Origin of the sequence: Lentzea aerocolonigenes (assembly GCF_000974445.1) — a bacterium.
GTDB lineage: Bacteria > Actinomycetota > Actinomycetes > Mycobacteriales > Pseudonocardiaceae > Lentzea > Lentzea aerocolonigenes.
In genome coordinates, this window is sequence record NZ_BBOJ01000006.1 from 265,054 (window position 1) to 282,547 (window position 17,494).

Here is a 17,494-nt window from a genome sequence, read left to right on the forward strand (position 1 = left end):
AGGAAGAACATTCAGGACCTCCACGACATGTCGCGCCGCAGGCGTTCGAGGTCGCGCGCGATCAGGCCGAGGCGGTCGTAGCGGCGGACGGTGACCGGTGTGGCCAGGTCGCCGGCAGCGATCCGCGCGGCGTCGCGGGCCAGGGCGTGCAGCGGGCCGATGACCACCACGTAGAGCCAGCCGAAGATCACCACGGTGAGGATGGCGATGAGCACGCCGAGCAGTGCGAGCTCGCTGCGCTCCGCCGAGTGTGGCAGCGGCAGCGACGTTTCCGGGCGATCGGTCACCACGGACAGACCCAGCTGCCGGGTGGCTTCCGCCGAGGTGACCGGCGCCCAGCTCACGACGTGGCGGCGACCGTCGACCGCGTGCACGGCGGCGCCCGCGCCGGTGGTGCGCGCGGACTGAGCGGCCTGGTCGAGGTCGGGCCGGATCAGCGGTTCGAAGGTGGTGAAGTCGGAGGTCGCGCCGATCACCAGCCGGTCGAAGTTGAGCAGCCTCGTGTTGCCGGGGCCCGCCAGGGAGAGAGGCTGGATCAGCGCCTGCGGTGTGAACTCGGCGACGATCCAGCCCGCGCGGTCACCGGTGACCGGGACCGACACGTAGACCCGCGGGGACACGTCTTGGAGCGGGGCGGCAGTCAGCGCAGGCTTGTCCGACACGGTGACCGCGGTGACGTCGATGTCGTCTCCGGCCACGGCCAGCACGGCGCCGTCCGAGGAGAGGTAGGCGGCTCCGCGGTAACCGGTTCGGGTGGCCAGCAGCTGCGTGAGCAGACGGCCTGCTGTCTCGTCGTCGTCCAGCTCCCGGACGCCCGCGGCGACCGTCTTGAGGTCGGACACGCTGCTGTTGAGCGATCGTTGCAGCTGACGGGCGGCCAACGCGGTGCGCGTCCGCTGCTCGGTCACCACGCTCTGCGGGATGTCCTCGACCAGCCAGGACGACGGGGCGGTCGCGATGCCCGCGCCGAGTCCGAGCAACGCGGTGGCGCCGACGGCCCAGACGAGGGCAGCGAGAGAGAAGTGACGCCGGCGGCGCCGCTGTGACCTGGTCATCGCCTTCCTGCCACCGTCTCGTGGTCCGGGCGGCCGGACGTGGTTCTGCGGGCCTGCGCGACCGTGCGGGCGATGTGTCCCGCCTCGCCGTGACTCGGTCCGCGCTCCGGGGACCTCGTCCCGACGATCACCTGTCCGAGCTGCCGGATCGGACGCAGCACGACCAGGTACAACGCCCCGAACACGACCGCGGTCAGGGCTGCCAGCGTCCCACCGGCGGTGACGCCGCGACGCCGCGTGTCGTCGGTGGCCATGGTGACGTCGGTGACCGGTTTGACCGACACCACGGTCCAGTCGAGCGCGGTCGCCGGTCCCCCTCCGGTCAGGGAGGCCCAGGCGAACACCTCCAGCTGGCTGCCCAGCCGCCGCGCGTGGCTGCCCGCGACGCTTTCGCCGGGAGCCGGGGCCGGCGGGACGAACGCCTGCGGTGGTTCACCGGTGCCCACGCCCTCGATCACGGCGCCGGACCGGTCGACCAGCCAGGTGCCGTCCGCGGCCGCTGGGGTGAGCAGGTCGCGCAGGCGCCTCACGTCGTGGTGCCCGACCAGCAGGTACTTCGCCTCGGCCGGCTTGCCGACGGGTGTGTACTGCACGACCTCGGTCGCGGTGCCGACCTGGGCGGTCCGCATGCCCGCCTCCTTCGGCAGGGGCTCACCGAGGACCGAGGGCTGCGCGGACTCGCCGACCTGGGCGACCACGGTCCCGGTGGTCTGGTCCAGGACGTAGAGCGACTTCCACCTCCGCGCACGGAACGGGTCCAGCAGCGCCTGGTTGCGTTGCTTCAGCGACTCGTCGACGACGGTGGCGATCTCGGACAGGCTGGTCAGTCCGCCGTTGAGCGAGCGGGTGACGGCCTGCGCGGACGCGGTCGTGCTCTCCCGTCTCGCGTCCAGCACGGACTGGGGAATCGGGGACAGCTGCCGCGGGCGCGCCAGGTAGGTCGTGGCGCCGCCGGCCAGCAGGGAGAACAGGATCAGGCCGGTGAGCCAGGGTGCCAGTACGCCGGGGACGCGGGTGCGGCTCATCGGCTGGCCCCCTTTCCGACGAGCGCGGACCCGACCTGGTCACGTGCCGAGGGCGTCTCTCGGAGGTCCTCGGGCACCTCGACGTGAACGAAGTCGGCCTTCTGCTCGGCGGAGTACCGCGCCTGCAGGTCGATCCTGCTCGCGTCGGGTTTCCCGGGCCCTGGACCCTCTCCGCCGGCGGGAAGCAGGTACGGCACGAGCCCCACGACGACGATCACGGCCACGATCGTCACGCTCGCCCGTGCGGTCGAGCGGAGTTTCTGCACGAACCGAACGTGACACGGCCATGCCGACCGAGGCCCGGCGATGTATCTATCGTCCAGTCAGCACTGGACATCCGGACGACTCAACCAGTGGTCGCCAGGACGGCGGTGGCGCCCGTCAGTAGTTGTCCTCGGCGTCGTAGGCGATCATCGCCAGTTGCACGCGGTTGGCGCAGTCCAGCTTCACGAGCATGCGGCTCACGTGTGCCTTCACCGACCCTTCACTCATGTGGCAGGACCGCGCGATCTCGGCGTTCGACAGGCCCTGCGCGAGCAGCCGCAGGACCTTGCGTTCGAGGTCGGACAGGGCGGCCAGCCGGGTACGGGCGCGGTTCGCGCGCCGCGGGTCCCGCTCGCGGAACGTGGTGAGCACCGACCGGGTCACCTGCGGGGCCAGGAAGGCGTCGCCGGCGGCGATCGACCGCACCGCGTCGATGAGCGCGCGCGGTTCCATGTCCTTGAGCAGGAAGCCGACCGCGCCCGAATGCAGCGCGCGCTCGACGTACCGGTCGTGGGTGAAGGTGGTCAGCATGGCGACCGCGGTGGACGGCACGTGCTTGCTCACCATCTCGGCGGTGGCCAGCCCGTCGCCGTCGGGCATGTGGATGTCCAGCAGCAGGACGTCGGGCCGGTGCTGGTGCACCAGCCGCAACGCCTCCGAACCAGTGGCGGCCTCCGCCACGACCTTGATGTCCTGCGCGGTCTCCAGCACGCCCCGGATGCCCGCCCTGACCAGCTTTTCGTCGTCGGCGACGACAACGGAGATCACCGAGGAGATCATCTGACGTCCACTCCCTGCTCGAACACCGCGGTCACCGTGAACCAGCCGTCCGGCTGCGGTCCCCAGCTCAGCTCGCCTCCGCGTGCGCGCACCTCCGCGGCCAGCGTGGCGAGGCCCCGGCCGGTGCCGGTGCCGTGCGTGGGCGGCGGCTGCGCGGGTGGGCTGTTACGCACCGTCAACCGCGGCCTGCCCCGCACTACCTCGTACTCGACGACGACGTCGACCGGTCCGGCGTGCTTGTGCACGTTGGTCAACGCCTCCTGCACCACGCGCCGCACAGCGTCGGACACCTCGGGCGCGAGAGTGTCGAGATCGCCGGGCAACGCCGACCTGACCCGCAGGCCCGCGCGGCGCGAGCTCTCGATGAGCTCGGCCACCGGTACCGGTCGCGCGTCCAGCACGCCGATGATCTGACGCAGGTCCCGCATGGCGGCGCGGCTGGTCCCGCCGAGCAGCTGCGCGGTCTCGGTGTCCGTACCGATGAGCTCCAGCTTTCCCGCGTGCAACGCGATGAGACTCAGCTTGTGGCCCAGGACGTCGTGCATCTCACGCGCGATCCGGTCGCGTTCCCGTGCGACGGCCTGATCCCGCTGCATCGCGACCATCCGCCGAGCGTGGCGCAGGTACAGGCCGATCGCGAGCGGGAGCAGGATCTGCAGCACCATCTCCGACGCGACGACGGTGAGGCCGAACGATTCCTCGTCGTCCCACAGCGGCAGCAGGTAGCCCGCCGAGGTCGCGGCGACCGCGAGCGAGCCCGGGCCGACGCGGGCGCGGGCGCCGACCGTGTACAAGGCGCAGAACACGGCAGCGAAGACGGCACCGGGAGTCACGATGTCGATGGAGGCGACCAGCACCGCCACGGTCGCGGGGAACTTCCTGCGCGCCGCGAGCAGCACGGCGGCAGCGACAGCCCACGCGGTCTCCTCGGATCCGTGCGCCGAGACCAGGTCGATGCCCGCGCACGCCACGACGGCCGTGACGTCGGCCAGCAGGTCTCGATTCCGTCTACCGACGCCCCGCCAGCGCGTCTCGATCCTCTTGACCACGGAAATGTTCACGTCCACCGGATTCACTCGTGCCGACGACAGGGCTGCGCCATCGCTGGCTACTACGTGGCGACCCAGTGTGCGGGTTCAGTGTCCGCGTCGGCGAACTGTGCAAAGTGGAGTCGAACGGGCATTCGAGGGGATCGCGCCGGACTCGTCTGCCGCGATGTATCTATCCGCACATCGCGATGCATCCATCCGCACATCAACGCAACTCAACAGTGCGCGCGGTGTCTCCTCGTCTGGCGAATCAGCCAGATCCAGGTAGTGAGGTAGATCGGAGAGCGTGTGTCCGAAGCACAGCGCGTGACGGTTCGGCGTGGCCGACTTCCCGCGGTCGTCAAGGTGGTCGTCATCGCGGTCGGGGCGGCGGTCCTGTCGGCGGGGCTGCTGTTCTCGCCCGCCAGGAACGTGATCGGCCCCGACATCGTCGGCGAGCAGGAGATCGTCCGGATCATCGGGCCGACGGGTCAGACGACGGAGGTCAAGGCGATCATCGACTCCGGTGCCGCCGCGTCCTCAATGGACACCGAGCTGGCCAGGGAGCTCGGGTTCGACCTGGAGAACGCGCCCAAGGTCACGGTGTCGTCGTCGCTGGGCAAGGAACGGCGGCCGCAGGTACAGGCCAACCTCAAGCTGGCCGGGCACGACCGGGTGGCGAAGGTCAACGTCAACAGCCGGACCGGCCGGGACGCGCTGGTGCTCATCGGCAGGGCGGAGCTCACCGACCTCCAGGTGCGCATCGGCCAGCAGATGCTGACCACCCCGGACGGCAAGGCCTCGCCGAACTCGATCGGCGTGCTGCTCACCCCGGCCCCGAGCATCGGTGTCGAGTCCCTGCTCGCACTGCTGCCGTTGGCCGTCCTGCTCATGGTCGTCCTCCGGGTGTGGATCGGGCTCAACACGCTCGGCACCTTCAGCCCCGTGCTGCTCGCCCTGGGCTACACGCAGACCGGTCTGGCCGCCGGCCTGGCCACCACCTTCGTGATGATCGTGATCGGGTTCGCGGCGCAGGCGGTGCTGCACCGCACGCATCTGCCGCGGGTGGCGAGGCTCGCGGTGCTGGTCGGGGTGGTCGTGCTCGTGCTGCTGGCACTGCGGGAGATGACCGCGGCCAACGGAGTGTCGGTGCTGGTCGGCTCCTCGCTGCCGGTCGTGGTCACCGCGGTGATCATCGAGAGGCTGTGGGAGCAGTGGGAAGCCGACGGACTGAAGGACGCTGCCGGCAGCGCCGCGCTCACCATCGGCGCCGGAATCATCTCGGCCCTGGTGATGGTCACGCCGATGGTGCGCTACCTGGGCGAAACCGTGCCGCTGTCCTTCGCCGCGGCCTGCCTCATCTGGTCGTTCGTCGCGGGCACCTATCGCGGCCTGCGCTTGACCGAACTGCTGCGCTTCAGCTCGGCCGCGCGTGCGCAGGAGGCCGTCAGATGAGCCCGCTGCTGCGCGGCTGGGACCCCATCATGGGCATGAACGCCCGCAACAAACTCATCGCCGAGGTGAACTCCAAGAACGCGATTCGCCTGGTGAACAACAAGTACGAGACCAAACAGGCGCTGACCGACGCCGGCGCTCCGACCTCGCCGACGGTGCGGCTGGTGCGGACCCGCCGGGAGATCAAGGACATCGACTGGGCCGCGATGCCCGACAGCTGGGCGATGAAGCCCAACCAGGGACTCGGCGGCTCCGGCATCATGCTCGCCGCCGGGCGACAGGACTCGCACTGGCGGAAGGTCTCCGGTAAACCGTTGTCCCAGAACGACATCACCAGCCACCTCGCGCGGATCATCGACGGGGACTTCTCCCCGCGGCTGACCGACTGGGCGCTGTTCGAACCGCTGATCCACGCCCACCCGGCACTCGCCCGCATGTCGTTCCAGGGGCTGCCGGACATCAGGGTGATCTGCGTCGGCGACGAACCGCGGCTCGCGATGCTGCGCCTGCCGACCAAGCACAGCGGCGGCCGGGCCAACCTGCACCAGCGCGCCATCGGCGCGGCCGTCGACCTCGACACCGGCCGCGTCACCAAGGCCCGCGTCGGCACCCAGCCGATCGAATCGCACCCGGACACCGGCTACCCGCTGATCGGCGCGGCCGTTCCCCACTGGACGGCGGTGCTCGACGCGGCCAGCCGGTGCGCGGCGGCCACCGGGCTGCGTTACCTGGGAGCCGACATCGTCGTCGACAGGACCAGAGGACCACTCATCCTCGAGGTCAACGCCCGGCCCGGCCTCCAGATCCAGAACATCAGCGGCCAGGGCCTCATCGCATCCATCGCGCTCGACGAAGGTATCTCGCGTTGAAAACACTCTTCGCCCAGAGCGGACTGTGGTTCGCCGGACGCGCCCTCGCGGCGCTGGCCGGTGCCGCACTGCTCGGCTACAGCCTGCTCACCACCACACCGTCGCCCGAGTCGCGAAACGAAGCCGCGCCAACGGTGACCTCCACGACGAGCACGTCCACGCCGACCACGTCGAAGACCAAACCGCCGAAGCCCAGCACCTCGACGAAGCCCAGCACCTCGAAGAAACCACCGGTCGCACCGTCCACAACGGAGCAGCCCCGGCCAATGGACGAGGAACAGCAGCAGCCGGCGGGCGATGCCGGAGACACCGGCGGGGCGGACGAGACGGTCTGCGCGGACAACGATCCCGAGTGCACCGGCGCAACGACGTCCGATCGGTAGCCGGCCGCTCGGCTTCACCTGATCTCGTGACGCGGCCGCGACCGTCCACGTCGGACTGCAGCCCTGCGCTCGTTCATGAGCCTGTCCCACGGAGGGATGATCCTTTGACCGCACGCTCGACCGCATCCCGATCGCGCATCGCCCGCCTCGGAGGCTTCGCTACCGGGGCCGCTCTCCTGACCGCCTGCCTCGCAGGATGCGAGCGCGGAGGGCCGGTGTCGGCCGCCGGAGGAAAGGGACTGTCGTCCGTCGAGGAGCAGGCGGCCGGCATGGTTCCCGGCGCCGCACTGGTGGAACCGCCCGATCTCAACACGGCAACCCCCGCGGAGATGACCGTTCAGCTCACGACGGCTCAGCAAGAGGTGGAGATCTCGGGCAAGAAGGTGCTCGCGCAGACCTACAACGGGAGCCTCGTCGGGCCGACCCTGCGCGTGGTTCCCGGCCAGCGCGTCACCCTGCAACTGAAAAACGATCTCACCACGTCGACCAACCTGCACTTCCACGGGATGCACCTGTCCCCGGAGGGCAACGCTGACAACATCTTCCTGTCCGGCAAGCCCGGCCAGCCCCTGACCTATCAGCCTGGACCTGGACCGCGAACGGCCCTGGGGCGAATCGACCGTAGTTTGTCAGTCACTCGCCGCGAGCGCGTCCAGCACGCGTTCGGCGACCAACATGGCGCCGCGTGCGTTCGGTACCCCGGCGTAGACCGCCGAGTGAAGCAGCACCTCCGCGATCTCTTCGGGAGTCAGTCCGTTGCGCACCGCGACCTCGGTGTGCAGCGCAATCTCGTCCTCGCGCCCGAGCGCCGTGAGGATGCCGAGAGTGATGCAGCTGCGCACGCGGCGGTCCAACGTCTCGCGGCTCCACACCTGGCCCCAGACGGACCGGGTCAGGTAGTCGAAGAACGGACGGTTGAAAGGGCTCAACCGGGCGATTGAGCCGTCGACCCGGCCGTCACCCAGCACCTCTCGGCGCACTCGCATGCCGCGCACGAAATCCGGGGTCCGATTCCAGGTCGGTCACAGGTGTCCCCACGAGGCGTGTCCGGTGACGATGTCGAGAAGGTGCTCGATCTCCGCCGGCAGCTCGTCCCCCCGCCACACGACGTGGTGGTCAGAGCGCACGAGGGCGGCCCGGCGTTCGTACAGGGCGAACAGCGACTCGCGGTCCCCTTCGTCCGGCGCGAAGACCGCCAGCGGAATCCCGCGTTCCTCGGCGCGCTTCGCCAACTCGGTTGCGTCGACTCCACCGAAGTCGAGCAGCGTGAAGCCGAGGCCGAGGCCGAGGTGGTCGTAGAGCGAGCTCCCGTCCGCCAACCAGAGATGCGGCGCGCGGTAACCAGGTGCCGCACACGGCGTGTAGTCGGCGAAGGTCGGTTCGGGCAGGTCACGCTCCGGACACTTCAGCTCGACAACGGCGAAACCCTTGCGGCGCAAGAGATCCTGGTCGCCACCGGCCGCCGTCCGAACACCGATCTGCTGGACGTGGCGGCCACCGGGGTCGCCGTGGACGACGGCGGTCATGTGATCGTCGACGAGCACCAGAGATCCACTGTGGACGGTGTATACCGCTGGGCGACATGTCGTCGTATCACCAGCTCAAGCACGTGGCGAACCACGAGGCGCGGGTAGTCCAGCACAACCTGCTGCACCCCGGCGAGCCGATCGCCGCCGACCACCGGTTCGTGCGGCACGCGGTATTCTCCTCGCCGCAGGTCGCGTCGGTCGACCTGACCGAGGTGCAGGCGCGTGAGCGCGGTGCGCGGCACGTGGTGTCCCGCCAGGAGTACGCCGGGATCGCCTACGGCTGGGCGATGGAGGACACGACCGGGTTCGCCAAGCTGGTCGCCGACCCCGTCGACCGGCCAGTTGCTCGGCGCGCACATCATCGGCCCGCATGCCTCGACGCTGATCCAGCCGGTGATCCAGGCGATGAGCTTCGGTCTGGACGTGCGAAGCATGGCGCGCGGCCAGTACTGGATTCACCCGGCGATGCCGGAGTTGATCGAGAACGCGCTGCTGAACCTGCCGCTCGACTGACCGTTCCGTCACGTTCGCCAAGGTCGCCGATCGCGTGTTAGATGGGAATGGTGCGCGCACTCTTCGCGGCCTCCCCCGGTCTTGGCCATGTGTTCCCCACGATCTCCCTAGCGCACGCGCTGCGTGCCGCCGGCCACGAGGTGCTGGTGGCGACCGCGGGCGGCAAGGAGGCCGCGAACGCCGGCCTGCACGTCGTGGACACCGCGCCGGGTGTCGACATCGGCGCGGTGTTCCAGCAGGCGGCCAGCGAGCAACCCGAGGAGTTCGACTACAGCACGGACGTCGACACCGGGAAGGGGTTGGAGTTCGTCGGCGCGATCTTCGCCAAGTTGTCCGGCGTGTCGGTGGACCGGACCGTGTCGGCGGCCGAATCGTGGCGGCCGGACGTGGTCGTGTACTCGTCGATGGAGGGCACCGGGCCGCTGGTCGCCGCGAAGCTCGGCGTGCCGGCCGTGTCGCACGGCTTCGGGTTCGCCGACGAGGCGTCGATGACCGAGGCGATCTTCAAGAAGATGGTCGAGGAACGCGAACGGCATGGCGTGCAAGGGTTTCCCGAGGTGCACGAGTCGATCGACGTGGCGCCGCCGAGCATGGTCGACCGGCCGGTGCGCGGCTGGCCGATGCGGTACGTGCCGTACAACGGAGGCGGCGTGCTGCCCGAGTGGGTGCTCGAACGGCCCGCGCGCCCGCGCGTCGCGGTGACACTCGGCACGGTGCTGACCCAGGTCGGCGCGCTCACGTCGTTGACCAAACTCGTCGACGTGGCACGGCATCTGGACGCCGAGTTCGTACTCGCCCTCGGCGACGCGGACCCGTCGCCATTGGGAGAACTGCCGGACAACGTGCGGGCGGCCGGGTGGGTGCCCCTGTCCGCGCTGCTGCCGACCTGCACGGCGCTGGTGCACCACGGCGGGGCCGGCTCGACGCTGACCGCGATCGACGCCGGAGTCACGCAGCTCGTGCTGCCGCACGGCGCCGACCAGTACGTGAACGCGGACGCCGTGGCGCGGCGCGGGCTCGGTCTGCGTTCGGAGCCGGATCAGGTGGACGCGGAGCTGATCGACCGCCTGCTCACCGACCCGGAACTGGGCCGGGCCGCCTCCGAGGTGGCCGACGAGATCGCGACGCTGCCGAAGCCCGCCGACCTCGTGCCGAAAATCGCCGGCCTCGCCTGACTTTGCCAGGGGTGCACACCGTGGTGTGCAGCAACCCGCCGCATTCATGACGGTTTGGTGTGACGGGTGTCGATCAAGCAGAAAGGTGCTCTGAACTGCGAGGATATGGCTTACTGAGGGCCGTATCCGTACAAGTTCTGGAGCACCTTTCTGGTGAGGAACCCTACCGCGTTGTACCCGTCGTTGAAGGTCGACACTGCGGGCACGGGTGTGGTGTCGAATGCGGGCGCGACGCTGCTGGTGGCGACGATGGTCAGGGTCGGGCTTGATCGTGCGTTGTCGGCGGCACTGGGCCGGTGGTGTCGGCCGACCGCGATCCACGACCCTGGGAAGATCGTCGGTGATCTGGCGATCGCGGTGGCCCTGGGCGGCGATTGCCTGGCCGACATCGCGACTGTGCGGGCGGAGCAGGCGGTGTTCGGCCTGGTTGCCTCGGATCCGACGGTGTCGCGGCTGATTGACACGTTGGCCCGGGACGCGGACAAGGCGCTGGCCGCGATCGCCGCCGCCCGTGCGAGGGCACGTGCCGGGGCGTGGAAGCTGGCTGGTGCGCACGCCCCGGACCGTGGCATCAGTGGCGATCATCCGGTGATCGTCGATGTGGACGCGACGTTGGTGACCGCGCATTCGGACAAGGAGAAGGCGGCGCCGACGTTCAAGCGGGGCTACGGCTTCCACCCGCTGTGCGCGTTTGTCGATCACGGTGCCGAGGGCACCGGGGAACCCCTATCCATCCTGCTGCGACCGGGTAACGCCGGCTCGAACACGGCGGCAGATCACATCAGCGTGGCGCGGGATGCGTTGCGGCAATTGCCGTTCACCGGCAAGGGCGGCCGGATCGGCCGCAAGGTGCTGATCCGCGCCGACTCCGGTGGCGGCACCCACGAGTTCGTGGATTGGCTGCACGCACGGAAACCGGGCTACTCGCTCGGGTTCACCCTGCCCGATGACGCGGTGCAGCGCATCGCCCAGATCCCCGGCCAGGCGTGGCCCCCGGCCTACGACGACGAGCGCACACCCCGCGACGGCGCTTGGGTTGCCGAGGCCACCGGCGTGCTGGACCTCGCCGGCCGGCCACCCGGCATGCGGGTCATCGTGCGCAAGGAACGGCCGCATCCCGGCGCGCAACTGCGGTTCACCGACGCCGACGGCAACCGCCTGACCGCGTTCGCCACCAATACCGGCCGCGGCCAACTGGCCGACCTCGAACTACGGCACCGCCGCCGCGCCCGCGCCGAGGACCGTATCCGCGCCGCCAAAGCCACCGGCCTATCGAACCTGCCCCTGCACGGATTCGCCCACAACCAGATCTGGGTCGCGATCGTCGCACTCGCCCTCGAACTGACCGCGTGGATGCAGATGCTCGCCCTGCACGACCACCCCGCTCGCCGCTGGGAGCCCAAACGCCTGCGGCTACGGCTGTTCACCATCGCCGGACGCATCGCCCACCACGCCCGACTCATCCACCTACGACTGGCCGCACATGCCCCTGGGCCAACCTGGCCCTCACCGCCCACCAGCGCCTGACCACCCTGCCCGCACCGACCTGACCAGCCCGAAACCGTCCCTACCAACAAGCACCACCACCGGACACGTGGAACCCGGCGACACCCCAGTCGACAAAGGGGCAAACCCGCCCACCCCGAACACAAGAAGAGGTCACCGAGCCGCCAACGCAGCGGCGCGGGGCCCTCACCCGCGCGAAAGATCCGGGCTAGTCCTCGGTGACGTGACGCAGATAGGCCTCAGGTGTGGCCATGTACCTGCGCCAGTGGTCGACCAGTGCCAGGTCCTCCCACTTGGACCGGTGAAAGCCGTGCTCGCCCACTTCGATGATGTCGGCGTCCGGTGTGGACGCCAGGATCGGCGAGTGGGTCGCACAGATGATCTGCGCACCCGACTTGCCGAGCTCGTACATCAGGTGCATCAAACGCAGGCAGGACTGGAATGACAGCGCCGCCTCGGGCTCGTCCATGAGGTAGAAGCCTGGTTCGCGGAACATCGCGGCGAACACGGTGAGAAAGCCTTCGCCGTGGCTCATCTCGCTCGTGTCCTCGTCCCAATACCCGCGCATCCCGCTGACCGCGTTCATGAACCCGAACGCGGTCTCCGCGCGCAGGAAGTAGCCCTTGCGCTTCGTCCGCGGCCCGATCCGATGCCGGGCGCCGGCCGCGGTCGTCTCGAACTGCACCATCTCGCCGAGCACGGACTTCGGCCTGTCGTTGACGTACTTCCGCCCAGCCCGCCCGCCCTGCGCGTCCAGCCCCCACGCTTCAGCGAACGCCTCGACCAGGGTCGACTTTCCGGAGCCGTTCTCGCCGACCAGGAAGGTCACCGGCCGCTCGAATGTCATCCCTTCGTCCGCCAGCTGGGCGACGCACGGCACGTCGAGCGGCCATGTCCGCCGTGAGTCACGAGGACGCTGCTCGGCGGGGATGTACGCACGGCGGGCGAGCATGAGCGGCAGTTCCTTCGGTCAGTGGTAGTCCGGAGCGCAGGCTCCCGTAGGTGTGCAGTTGCCGGCCGGTCGACACGCCGGGCTGCAGCTCGGCCCGCACTGCGGATCACACATGTTGGGCACGCGGACTGGAAGACCGCAGGTCGATGAGACCGTGGTGGCGGTGGTCGAGACCATGGCGCGGGAGAACACGGGCCGGGGTTATCGGCGTATCCAGGGTGAACTGCTGAAGCTCGGCCACCGGACGTCTGCGTCGACTGTTCGTCGTGATGGAGGTCGGCACCCGCTACGTCCACATCCTCGGCACGACCACCAACCCTGACGGCCCGTGGACTACGCAGCAGGCTCGCAACTTGCTCATGGAGTTGGGTGACCGGGCCAGCGAGTTTCGTTTCCTGGTTCGTGACAGGTCTGGCCAGTTCACGGCATCGTTCGATTCCGTTCTCGCTGACGCCGGCATCGACGTTGTAAAGATCCCGCCGCAGTGTCCGCGGGCCAACTGCTACGCCGAACGGTTTGTCGGCACCGTCAGGCGAGAGCTCACAGACCGGCTGCTCATCATCAACGAGCGTCACCTGAAGTCAGTGCTGGTCGTCCGGGCCCAGCCCCGCGCAGGCCGCCGCTCTCATCAGCTGGCCGAGCGACGACTCCGGTGCCGCGGCGATCAGCAGCAGGCGCCTGCCGCGCTCCGGCAGCTGCGACACTCCGGACAGGAAAGCTTGTTCCAGTCTCCTGCTGGTGGGCCACCAGCGGACGTCGGCCGCGTTGCTTGCCGGCGCCGCCACGGTCCTGCTCGCGACGATCCTCGCCAGGTTCGTCTGGATGTACCCCGCCGCGTGGATCCCGTACCGGCTGTCCCGGCGCCTGAGGGAGCGAGAACGCAAGGCGATGCTCGAAGCCGAGCGCGACGAGTTCGTCAGGGCGCGGGACCTGACGGAGATCGACGACGAGGTGCTGCTCCGCGTGCTGCGAACTCGATCTGGAGGTGGCCGCCTTGTCCCGTGAGTGACTCGGCTCGACTGGCCGCCACGAGGCTCGGGCCAGCGGCGCCGTCACAGGGGCTGTGGACTTGTCGAGGCTGTGCGCATTCTGCGCCGGGTCCGCACCCACGGCGCAGCCATCGGATCCGGCACCAACACCTGCACTCACCGACCCACCGCCCATGCACCCGATTCGGATGCCGACCACCATCAACTTCACGGAACTGATCACCGTGAAACGCCCACTCGCGTGCAGGCATCAACGAACCGCCGCGTTCCGGCGCAAACCACGAAGGTCGCCTTCACGCCTTGCTCTCATCCACCCATTTGCCGGTCAACGGGTGGGCGCCCGGTCGCGTTTGCTCACAGAGCGCCGCAGAACGGTCACCGACAGTTCTCGTCGCTGGGCACAAGATCAGCGACCAGAAGCGGCTGTGGTGTGAACACGATCCAGCTGAGGGCGGGAATCTGATGAAGTTCAGAATGATCAACGGTCGGCGCGTCCCGATCGGGGGCAGTGGCGGCAAGAGCGGGGCGGTGGTGGCGGCCGGGGTGCTCGCGCTCGGCCTGGCCGGCGGTGCCGGTGGCTTCACCATCGCAGGCGGGTCCGGTGTGGTCTCCGAAGTCGGCACCGTCGCCGACGAGGCCGCATCCGGGGCGGGTTCGGGCGGGTCCCCGCAGCTCAAAGCCCGCAGGAGCGAGGGGCAGAAGTCCGCGCGCAAAGGCGACAGCGACGCAGCCTGGCAACGCCTCGGGGTCAAGCAGCTCAAGCGCACCGCCCGTCAGCAGGCTGAGTGCGTCGCGATGTCGTTCGGGCAGGTCCGCGACTTCTTCACCCGCACCCGCTGTACCTCCCTCGAGCGCGCCGTGTTCCTCATCGGCGACGGCGCAGGCAACACCGCGGTGCTGTCGGTGGCCTGGGTCGGCCTCGCCTCGACCAAGGACGCCGGCAAGTTCAAGACCGTCATCGACATCCCCGGCAGTGGCGACATCCGGCCCCTGGGCTCAACCGCGCTCGGTCTGGCCGACATCCGCTTCACCGGAGAGAACTACGGCAGCGACCGCAACGGCAAATCCGTCACCATCGCCGAAACCGAACTCTTCTCCGGCCACTTCGACCACGACACCCTCGACGCCATCGCCGAGGTTTCCGCCTACCTGCCGCGCATCTGACCGTGAACACCCCCGCCTGCGCACCGAACACGGCGGCCCAGGCGCTTGGGGGTACCGCGGGAAGCCGGGGCTGTGGTCAGGTTCTCTCGGTGGGAAGAAATGCGATCGACCACGATCTCGGCTCTGAACTAGCGGCAAAGCGCCGGGCGATGCGGGCGGCTACACCAGTGAGCGCTGTGACTGCGCGGCATCGGTGTTGGCCAACTTGGGGTTGCGGGATCGCGTGCACGCCGTCGCGCGTATGTGCACATCAACGGACTCGTGCAAAAGCGCTGACAGTCAAACAAAAATGAGAGCGTCCGACAGTGTCCGACTGTGTCCGACATCGGGCGGGTCCCTGATGATCGCCTCCTAGGCTCCCGGTCGTCCGGGCGTGAAGACTGCGAAACCCAGTCACAGCGCGCAATTCCGACACTTCACACGTAACTGGGGAGTTGCATTGTCCCGTCGATTCAAACCCGTTTCCGCTGTGCTCGCCGCAGCCTGTTGCACCCTCGCGCTCGTCTCGCCGGGGACTTCCGCCGCGACCGCGGCCAGTGAGACCACCTCCGGCATCGGGAGCGAGCCCGCCGGCAGCGTCGACGCTTACTGGACCGAAGCGCGGATGCAGCAAGCCACCCCGATGGTCGACCCGTCCCCGCCGAACAGCGATACCACGACCACGCCGACCGAGCCCGACGTCAGCGAAAGCGGGGACGGTGACGCCGGGCCCGCCGACACACTCGCGGCCCAAAGCGACGAGGCGCTGGCGTACTTCCGGACGTCCAAAGTCTGGGCAGGACACGGGAGACTCCCCGCGCGCAGCATCGGCAAGCTGTACATGACCCACTCGGACGGCAGCAACCACTACTGCACCGCCACGGTCATCAGCGCCAGCAACCACAACACGATCTGGACCGCAGGCCACTGCGTCAGCAACGGTCACCGCGGCTGGTACAAGAACTTCAAGTTCGCCCCCGACTACCACAACGGGTCGCGGCCCTACGGGACGTGGACCGCGAAGGCCTGGTCGGTACCCACCCGCTACCACGACGGCGGCGATCACTACTACGACATGGCCGCACTCGCGCTCAACTCCAACTCGCGCGGCAAGGTCGGTGACGTCGTCGGATGGCAGGGGTACAAGTTCGGCAGGACCCCCTCGTCGGCGACTTACGGCGACGTGCGTGCCTTCGGATACGCCCAGAACACCCACCCGGCGCGGTCGGGGATCAGCTCCAGCGGTGAGGACCTGCGGTACTGCGTGGGTTCCTCGTCCGTCCCCGGTTACCGATCTATCAACTGTGACCTGGGAAGTGGCGCCAGTGGCGGACCGTGGATCTACGACCTGCGGTCGCGTGGCTGGGGCTACGTGATCGGCAGCCACAGCTTCCACGTCGGCAGCGGGGGCCAGGACATCTACAGCCCGCCACTCGGCCAAGCCGCGATCAACGTCCGCGCGGACGTGCAAGCCAGGTAAGCCACCTGAACCGTCGTAACACCGCGCGCCGGGTTGTACCGAGAGGGGGCTGCCTGGGCAGCCCCCTCTCACCACGGTCGGACTCGTTGGCCCAGAAGGCAAGGTGGTGTTCGGCGGCCAGGTCGACGCGCCCCGACCGCATCCGGGGCGAGCGGCTGCACATACGACTCACCGCGGGTGCCCTAGGTCGCCGAATTCGGCACCCACATCTCGCCCTGGCTCGGCGCGGCCGGCGACGGCCCGTCGAACTTTTAGTCCTGTTCGGACGACAAGGCATGGGCTTGCCTGGGCTCAATCGCGGCCTGCAGGTACGTATTTCCCGGCACACACCGCGCGTCGTCTGCGCTGGTTCGACAGTCCGAATTTCTCTCAATCAGAGCCGGACCAACCTCGACCGCGTCGCACCCCTCACCATGCCGCCTGGTCTCCTGGCTCATGAACCGACCCGCCGCGGACGCGCTGCGGGAGGCGTGGACGTACGTGACAACCTCGGCGGCCGGCACCCCGTCCAGGACGGCCAGGCACTCCAGCGAGGTCCCGGTGCGACCGTCACCCCGCCGCAGGCGAGCTCCACCCGCCCGTCGCGCGCGGCTTGCGGGTGCGCTACGACCACCGGACGGTCAGGCGCGCTCGACGGCGTCGGCCTGCGGGCCCCGGTCGCTCTGCCGGATGCGGAAGCGCACCCGCTCACCAGCCACCAGGGGCTCGCCCGAGACCACCGAGACGTGCACGAAGAGGTCGGGCCCGCCCGCGTCGGGGGTGATGAAGCCGAAGCCGCGGTCGGCGTCGTAGCGGGCCACCGTGCCGTCGCCGGCGCGGGCTGCGGGCCGGGCGGACGAACGGGCCTGGCTGGGCGCTGCGGCAGCCTCCACCGGCTCGCCGGTGGCCACGAACCGCACCTCGCGCGCCTGACGACCCTGGTCCACGGTGACCGTGGTGAACGAGACCCGGTCACCCTCCACCGGCAGATACCGGTCGTCGACCAGGGCACGCACGTGCAGGAACACGTCGCCCGCCCCGTCGTCGGCGGCCACGAAGCCGAACGACTTCTCCTCGTCGAACCACAGGACGGAGCCGTCGGCGCCGTCGCCGGGCGCGGCCAGAGGGGCTCTGCGGACCCCGGCGTCGAAGCTCAGCGGCACCACGTGCTGGGCCTGCGGCCCCTTCTCCCCCGCGATGACGACGAAGGCCACCCGCTGCCCGGCCGCCAGGACGCCCCCGGTGACGATGGCGGAGGAGTGCACGAACACCTCCGCGCCCCCGCCGTCCGGCACGGCGAACCCGTAGCCCTTGGCCGGCTCGTACCAGGAGACGGTGGCGAGCACGCCCAGGGCCGCGTCGGGCGAGC

17 protein-coding genes and 3 pseudogenes are annotated in these 17,494 nt (G+C 69.4%); 10 read left to right on the top strand and 10 right to left on the bottom strand.

Translation table 11 applies throughout. The annotated features are described in order from the left end of the window. Positions 1-11 precede the first annotated feature (11 nt). From AOM45_RS14090 to AOM45_RS14110, 5 genes are all read right to left on the bottom strand, one after another. Positions 12-1,055 (bottom strand): HAMP domain-containing protein, encoded by a 1,044-nt coding sequence (locus AOM45_RS14090; protein WP_030471366.1) that lies wholly within the window; start codon positions 1,053-1,055, stop codon positions 12-14. After that, complete coding sequence (locus AOM45_RS14095; RefSeq protein WP_030471367.1) at positions 1,052-2,080, bottom strand: hypothetical protein; 1,029 nt, start codon at positions 2,078-2,080, stop codon at positions 1,052-1,054. The genes AOM45_RS14090 and AOM45_RS14095 overlap by 4 nt, the downstream gene beginning before the upstream one ends. Further along, complete coding sequence (locus AOM45_RS14100; protein ID WP_030471368.1) at positions 2,077-2,346, bottom strand: hypothetical protein; 270 nt, start codon at positions 2,344-2,346, stop codon at positions 2,077-2,079. The genes AOM45_RS14095 and AOM45_RS14100 overlap by 4 nt, the downstream gene beginning before the upstream one ends. Positions 2,347-2,461: 115 nt before the next feature. Beyond that, positions 2,462-3,124: a response regulator gene (locus tag AOM45_RS14105; protein WP_301313362.1), complete on the bottom strand. Its 663-nt coding sequence runs from the start codon at positions 3,122-3,124 to the stop codon at positions 2,462-2,464. Beyond that, the gene (locus AOM45_RS14110; protein WP_030471370.1) at positions 3,121-4,191 is read right to left on the bottom strand and encodes a sensor histidine kinase; all 1,071 of its coding nucleotides are present in this window, start codon (positions 4,189-4,191) and stop codon (positions 3,121-3,123) included. The genes AOM45_RS14105 and AOM45_RS14110 overlap by 4 nt, the downstream gene beginning before the upstream one ends. Before the next feature lie 288 nt (positions 4,192-4,479). Between AOM45_RS14110 and AOM45_RS14115 the strand changes: the two genes are divergently transcribed. The 4 genes and pseudogenes from AOM45_RS14115 to AOM45_RS53785 all read left to right on the top strand — a co-directional run. Then, the gene (locus tag AOM45_RS14115) at positions 4,480-5,607 is read left to right on the top strand and encodes a 7TM domain-containing protein (protein WP_156094203.1); all 1,128 of its coding nucleotides are present in this window, start codon (positions 4,480-4,482) and stop codon (positions 5,605-5,607) included. Next, complete coding sequence (locus tag AOM45_RS14120) at positions 5,604-6,476, top strand: sugar-transfer associated ATP-grasp domain-containing protein (RefSeq protein WP_030471371.1); 873 nt, start codon at positions 5,604-5,606, stop codon at positions 6,474-6,476. Before AOM45_RS14115 ends, AOM45_RS14120 begins: the two co-directional genes overlap by 4 nt. Beyond that, on the top strand, positions 6,473-6,859 hold the full coding sequence (locus AOM45_RS50855; RefSeq protein ID WP_156094204.1) for a hypothetical protein: 387 nt from the start codon (positions 6,473-6,475) through the stop codon (positions 6,857-6,859). The genes AOM45_RS14120 and AOM45_RS50855 overlap by 4 nt, the downstream gene beginning before the upstream one ends. 329 nt (positions 6,860-7,188) lie before the next feature. Continuing rightward, a pseudogene (locus tag AOM45_RS53785) lies at positions 7,189-7,383 on the top strand (multicopper oxidase domain-containing protein); the annotation flags it as partial. 105 nt (positions 7,384-7,488) lie between these two features. Here AOM45_RS53785 and AOM45_RS14125 read toward each other — a convergent pair. Next, the gene (locus tag AOM45_RS14125) at positions 7,489-7,845 is read right to left on the bottom strand and encodes a carboxymuconolactone decarboxylase family protein (RefSeq protein WP_030471372.1); all 357 of its coding nucleotides are present in this window, start codon (positions 7,843-7,845) and stop codon (positions 7,489-7,491) included. 36 nt (positions 7,846-7,881) lie between these two features. Further along, positions 7,882-8,298, bottom strand: coding sequence for an aromatic-ring hydroxylase C-terminal domain-containing protein (locus AOM45_RS14130; RefSeq protein ID WP_346004601.1), 417 nt, complete (start codon positions 8,296-8,298; stop codon positions 7,882-7,884). On the opposite strand from AOM45_RS14130, the pseudogene AOM45_RS14135 reads away from it, so the two are divergent. The 3 genes and pseudogenes from AOM45_RS14135 to AOM45_RS14145 form a co-directional block, all read left to right on the top strand. Continuing rightward, positions 8,236-8,901, top strand: a pseudogene (locus tag AOM45_RS14135) (oxidoreductase dimerization domain-containing protein); the annotation flags it as partial. The gene AOM45_RS14130 and the pseudogene AOM45_RS14135 overlap by 63 nt on opposite strands. Before the next feature lie 50 nt (positions 8,902-8,951). Beyond that, complete coding sequence (locus tag AOM45_RS14140; protein ID WP_030471374.1) at positions 8,952-10,076, top strand: nucleotide disphospho-sugar-binding domain-containing protein; 1,125 nt, start codon at positions 8,952-8,954, stop codon at positions 10,074-10,076. A gap of 153 nt (positions 10,077-10,229) precedes the next feature. After that, positions 10,230-11,626 (top strand): annotated as a pseudogene (locus AOM45_RS14145) (IS1380 family transposase). Positions 11,627-11,790: 164 nt separating this feature from the next. Here AOM45_RS14145 and AOM45_RS14150 read toward each other — a convergent pair. Then, on the bottom strand, positions 11,791-12,534 hold the full coding sequence (locus AOM45_RS14150) for an AAA family ATPase (RefSeq protein WP_030471375.1): 744 nt from the start codon (positions 12,532-12,534) through the stop codon (positions 11,791-11,793). A 581-nt stretch (positions 12,535-13,115) separates the two neighbouring features. After that, on the bottom strand, positions 13,116-13,238 hold the full coding sequence (locus AOM45_RS53480; RefSeq protein WP_269083642.1) for a hypothetical protein: 123 nt from the start codon (positions 13,236-13,238) through the stop codon (positions 13,116-13,118). A gap of 34 nt (positions 13,239-13,272) precedes the next feature. On the opposite strand from AOM45_RS53480, the gene AOM45_RS51755 reads away from it, so the two are divergent. The 3 genes from AOM45_RS51755 to AOM45_RS14165 all read left to right on the top strand — a co-directional run bounded on the left by AOM45_RS51755 (position 13,273) and on the right by AOM45_RS14165 (position 16,146). Continuing rightward, positions 13,273-13,539, top strand: a complete 267-nt coding sequence (locus tag AOM45_RS51755) for a hypothetical protein (protein WP_030471376.1) — start codon at positions 13,273-13,275, stop codon at positions 13,537-13,539. A gap of 458 nt (positions 13,540-13,997) precedes the next feature. Continuing rightward, on the top strand, positions 13,998-14,687 hold the full coding sequence (locus AOM45_RS14160) for a hypothetical protein (RefSeq protein ID WP_156094206.1): 690 nt from the start codon (positions 13,998-14,000) through the stop codon (positions 14,685-14,687). A gap of 439 nt (positions 14,688-15,126) precedes the next feature. Further along, entirely contained in the window at positions 15,127-16,146 is a 1,020-nt protein-coding gene (locus AOM45_RS14165) for a trypsin-like serine peptidase (protein ID WP_156094207.1), read from the top strand. A 620-nt stretch (positions 16,147-16,766) separates the two neighbouring features. Here AOM45_RS14165 and AOM45_RS53790 read toward each other — a convergent pair. Beyond that, a complete protein-coding gene (locus tag AOM45_RS53790; RefSeq protein WP_372497396.1) occupies positions 16,767-17,471 on the bottom strand; it encodes a cold shock domain-containing protein in 705 nt (234 codons plus the stop codon). Between the last annotated feature and the right edge of the window lie 23 nt (positions 17,472-17,494).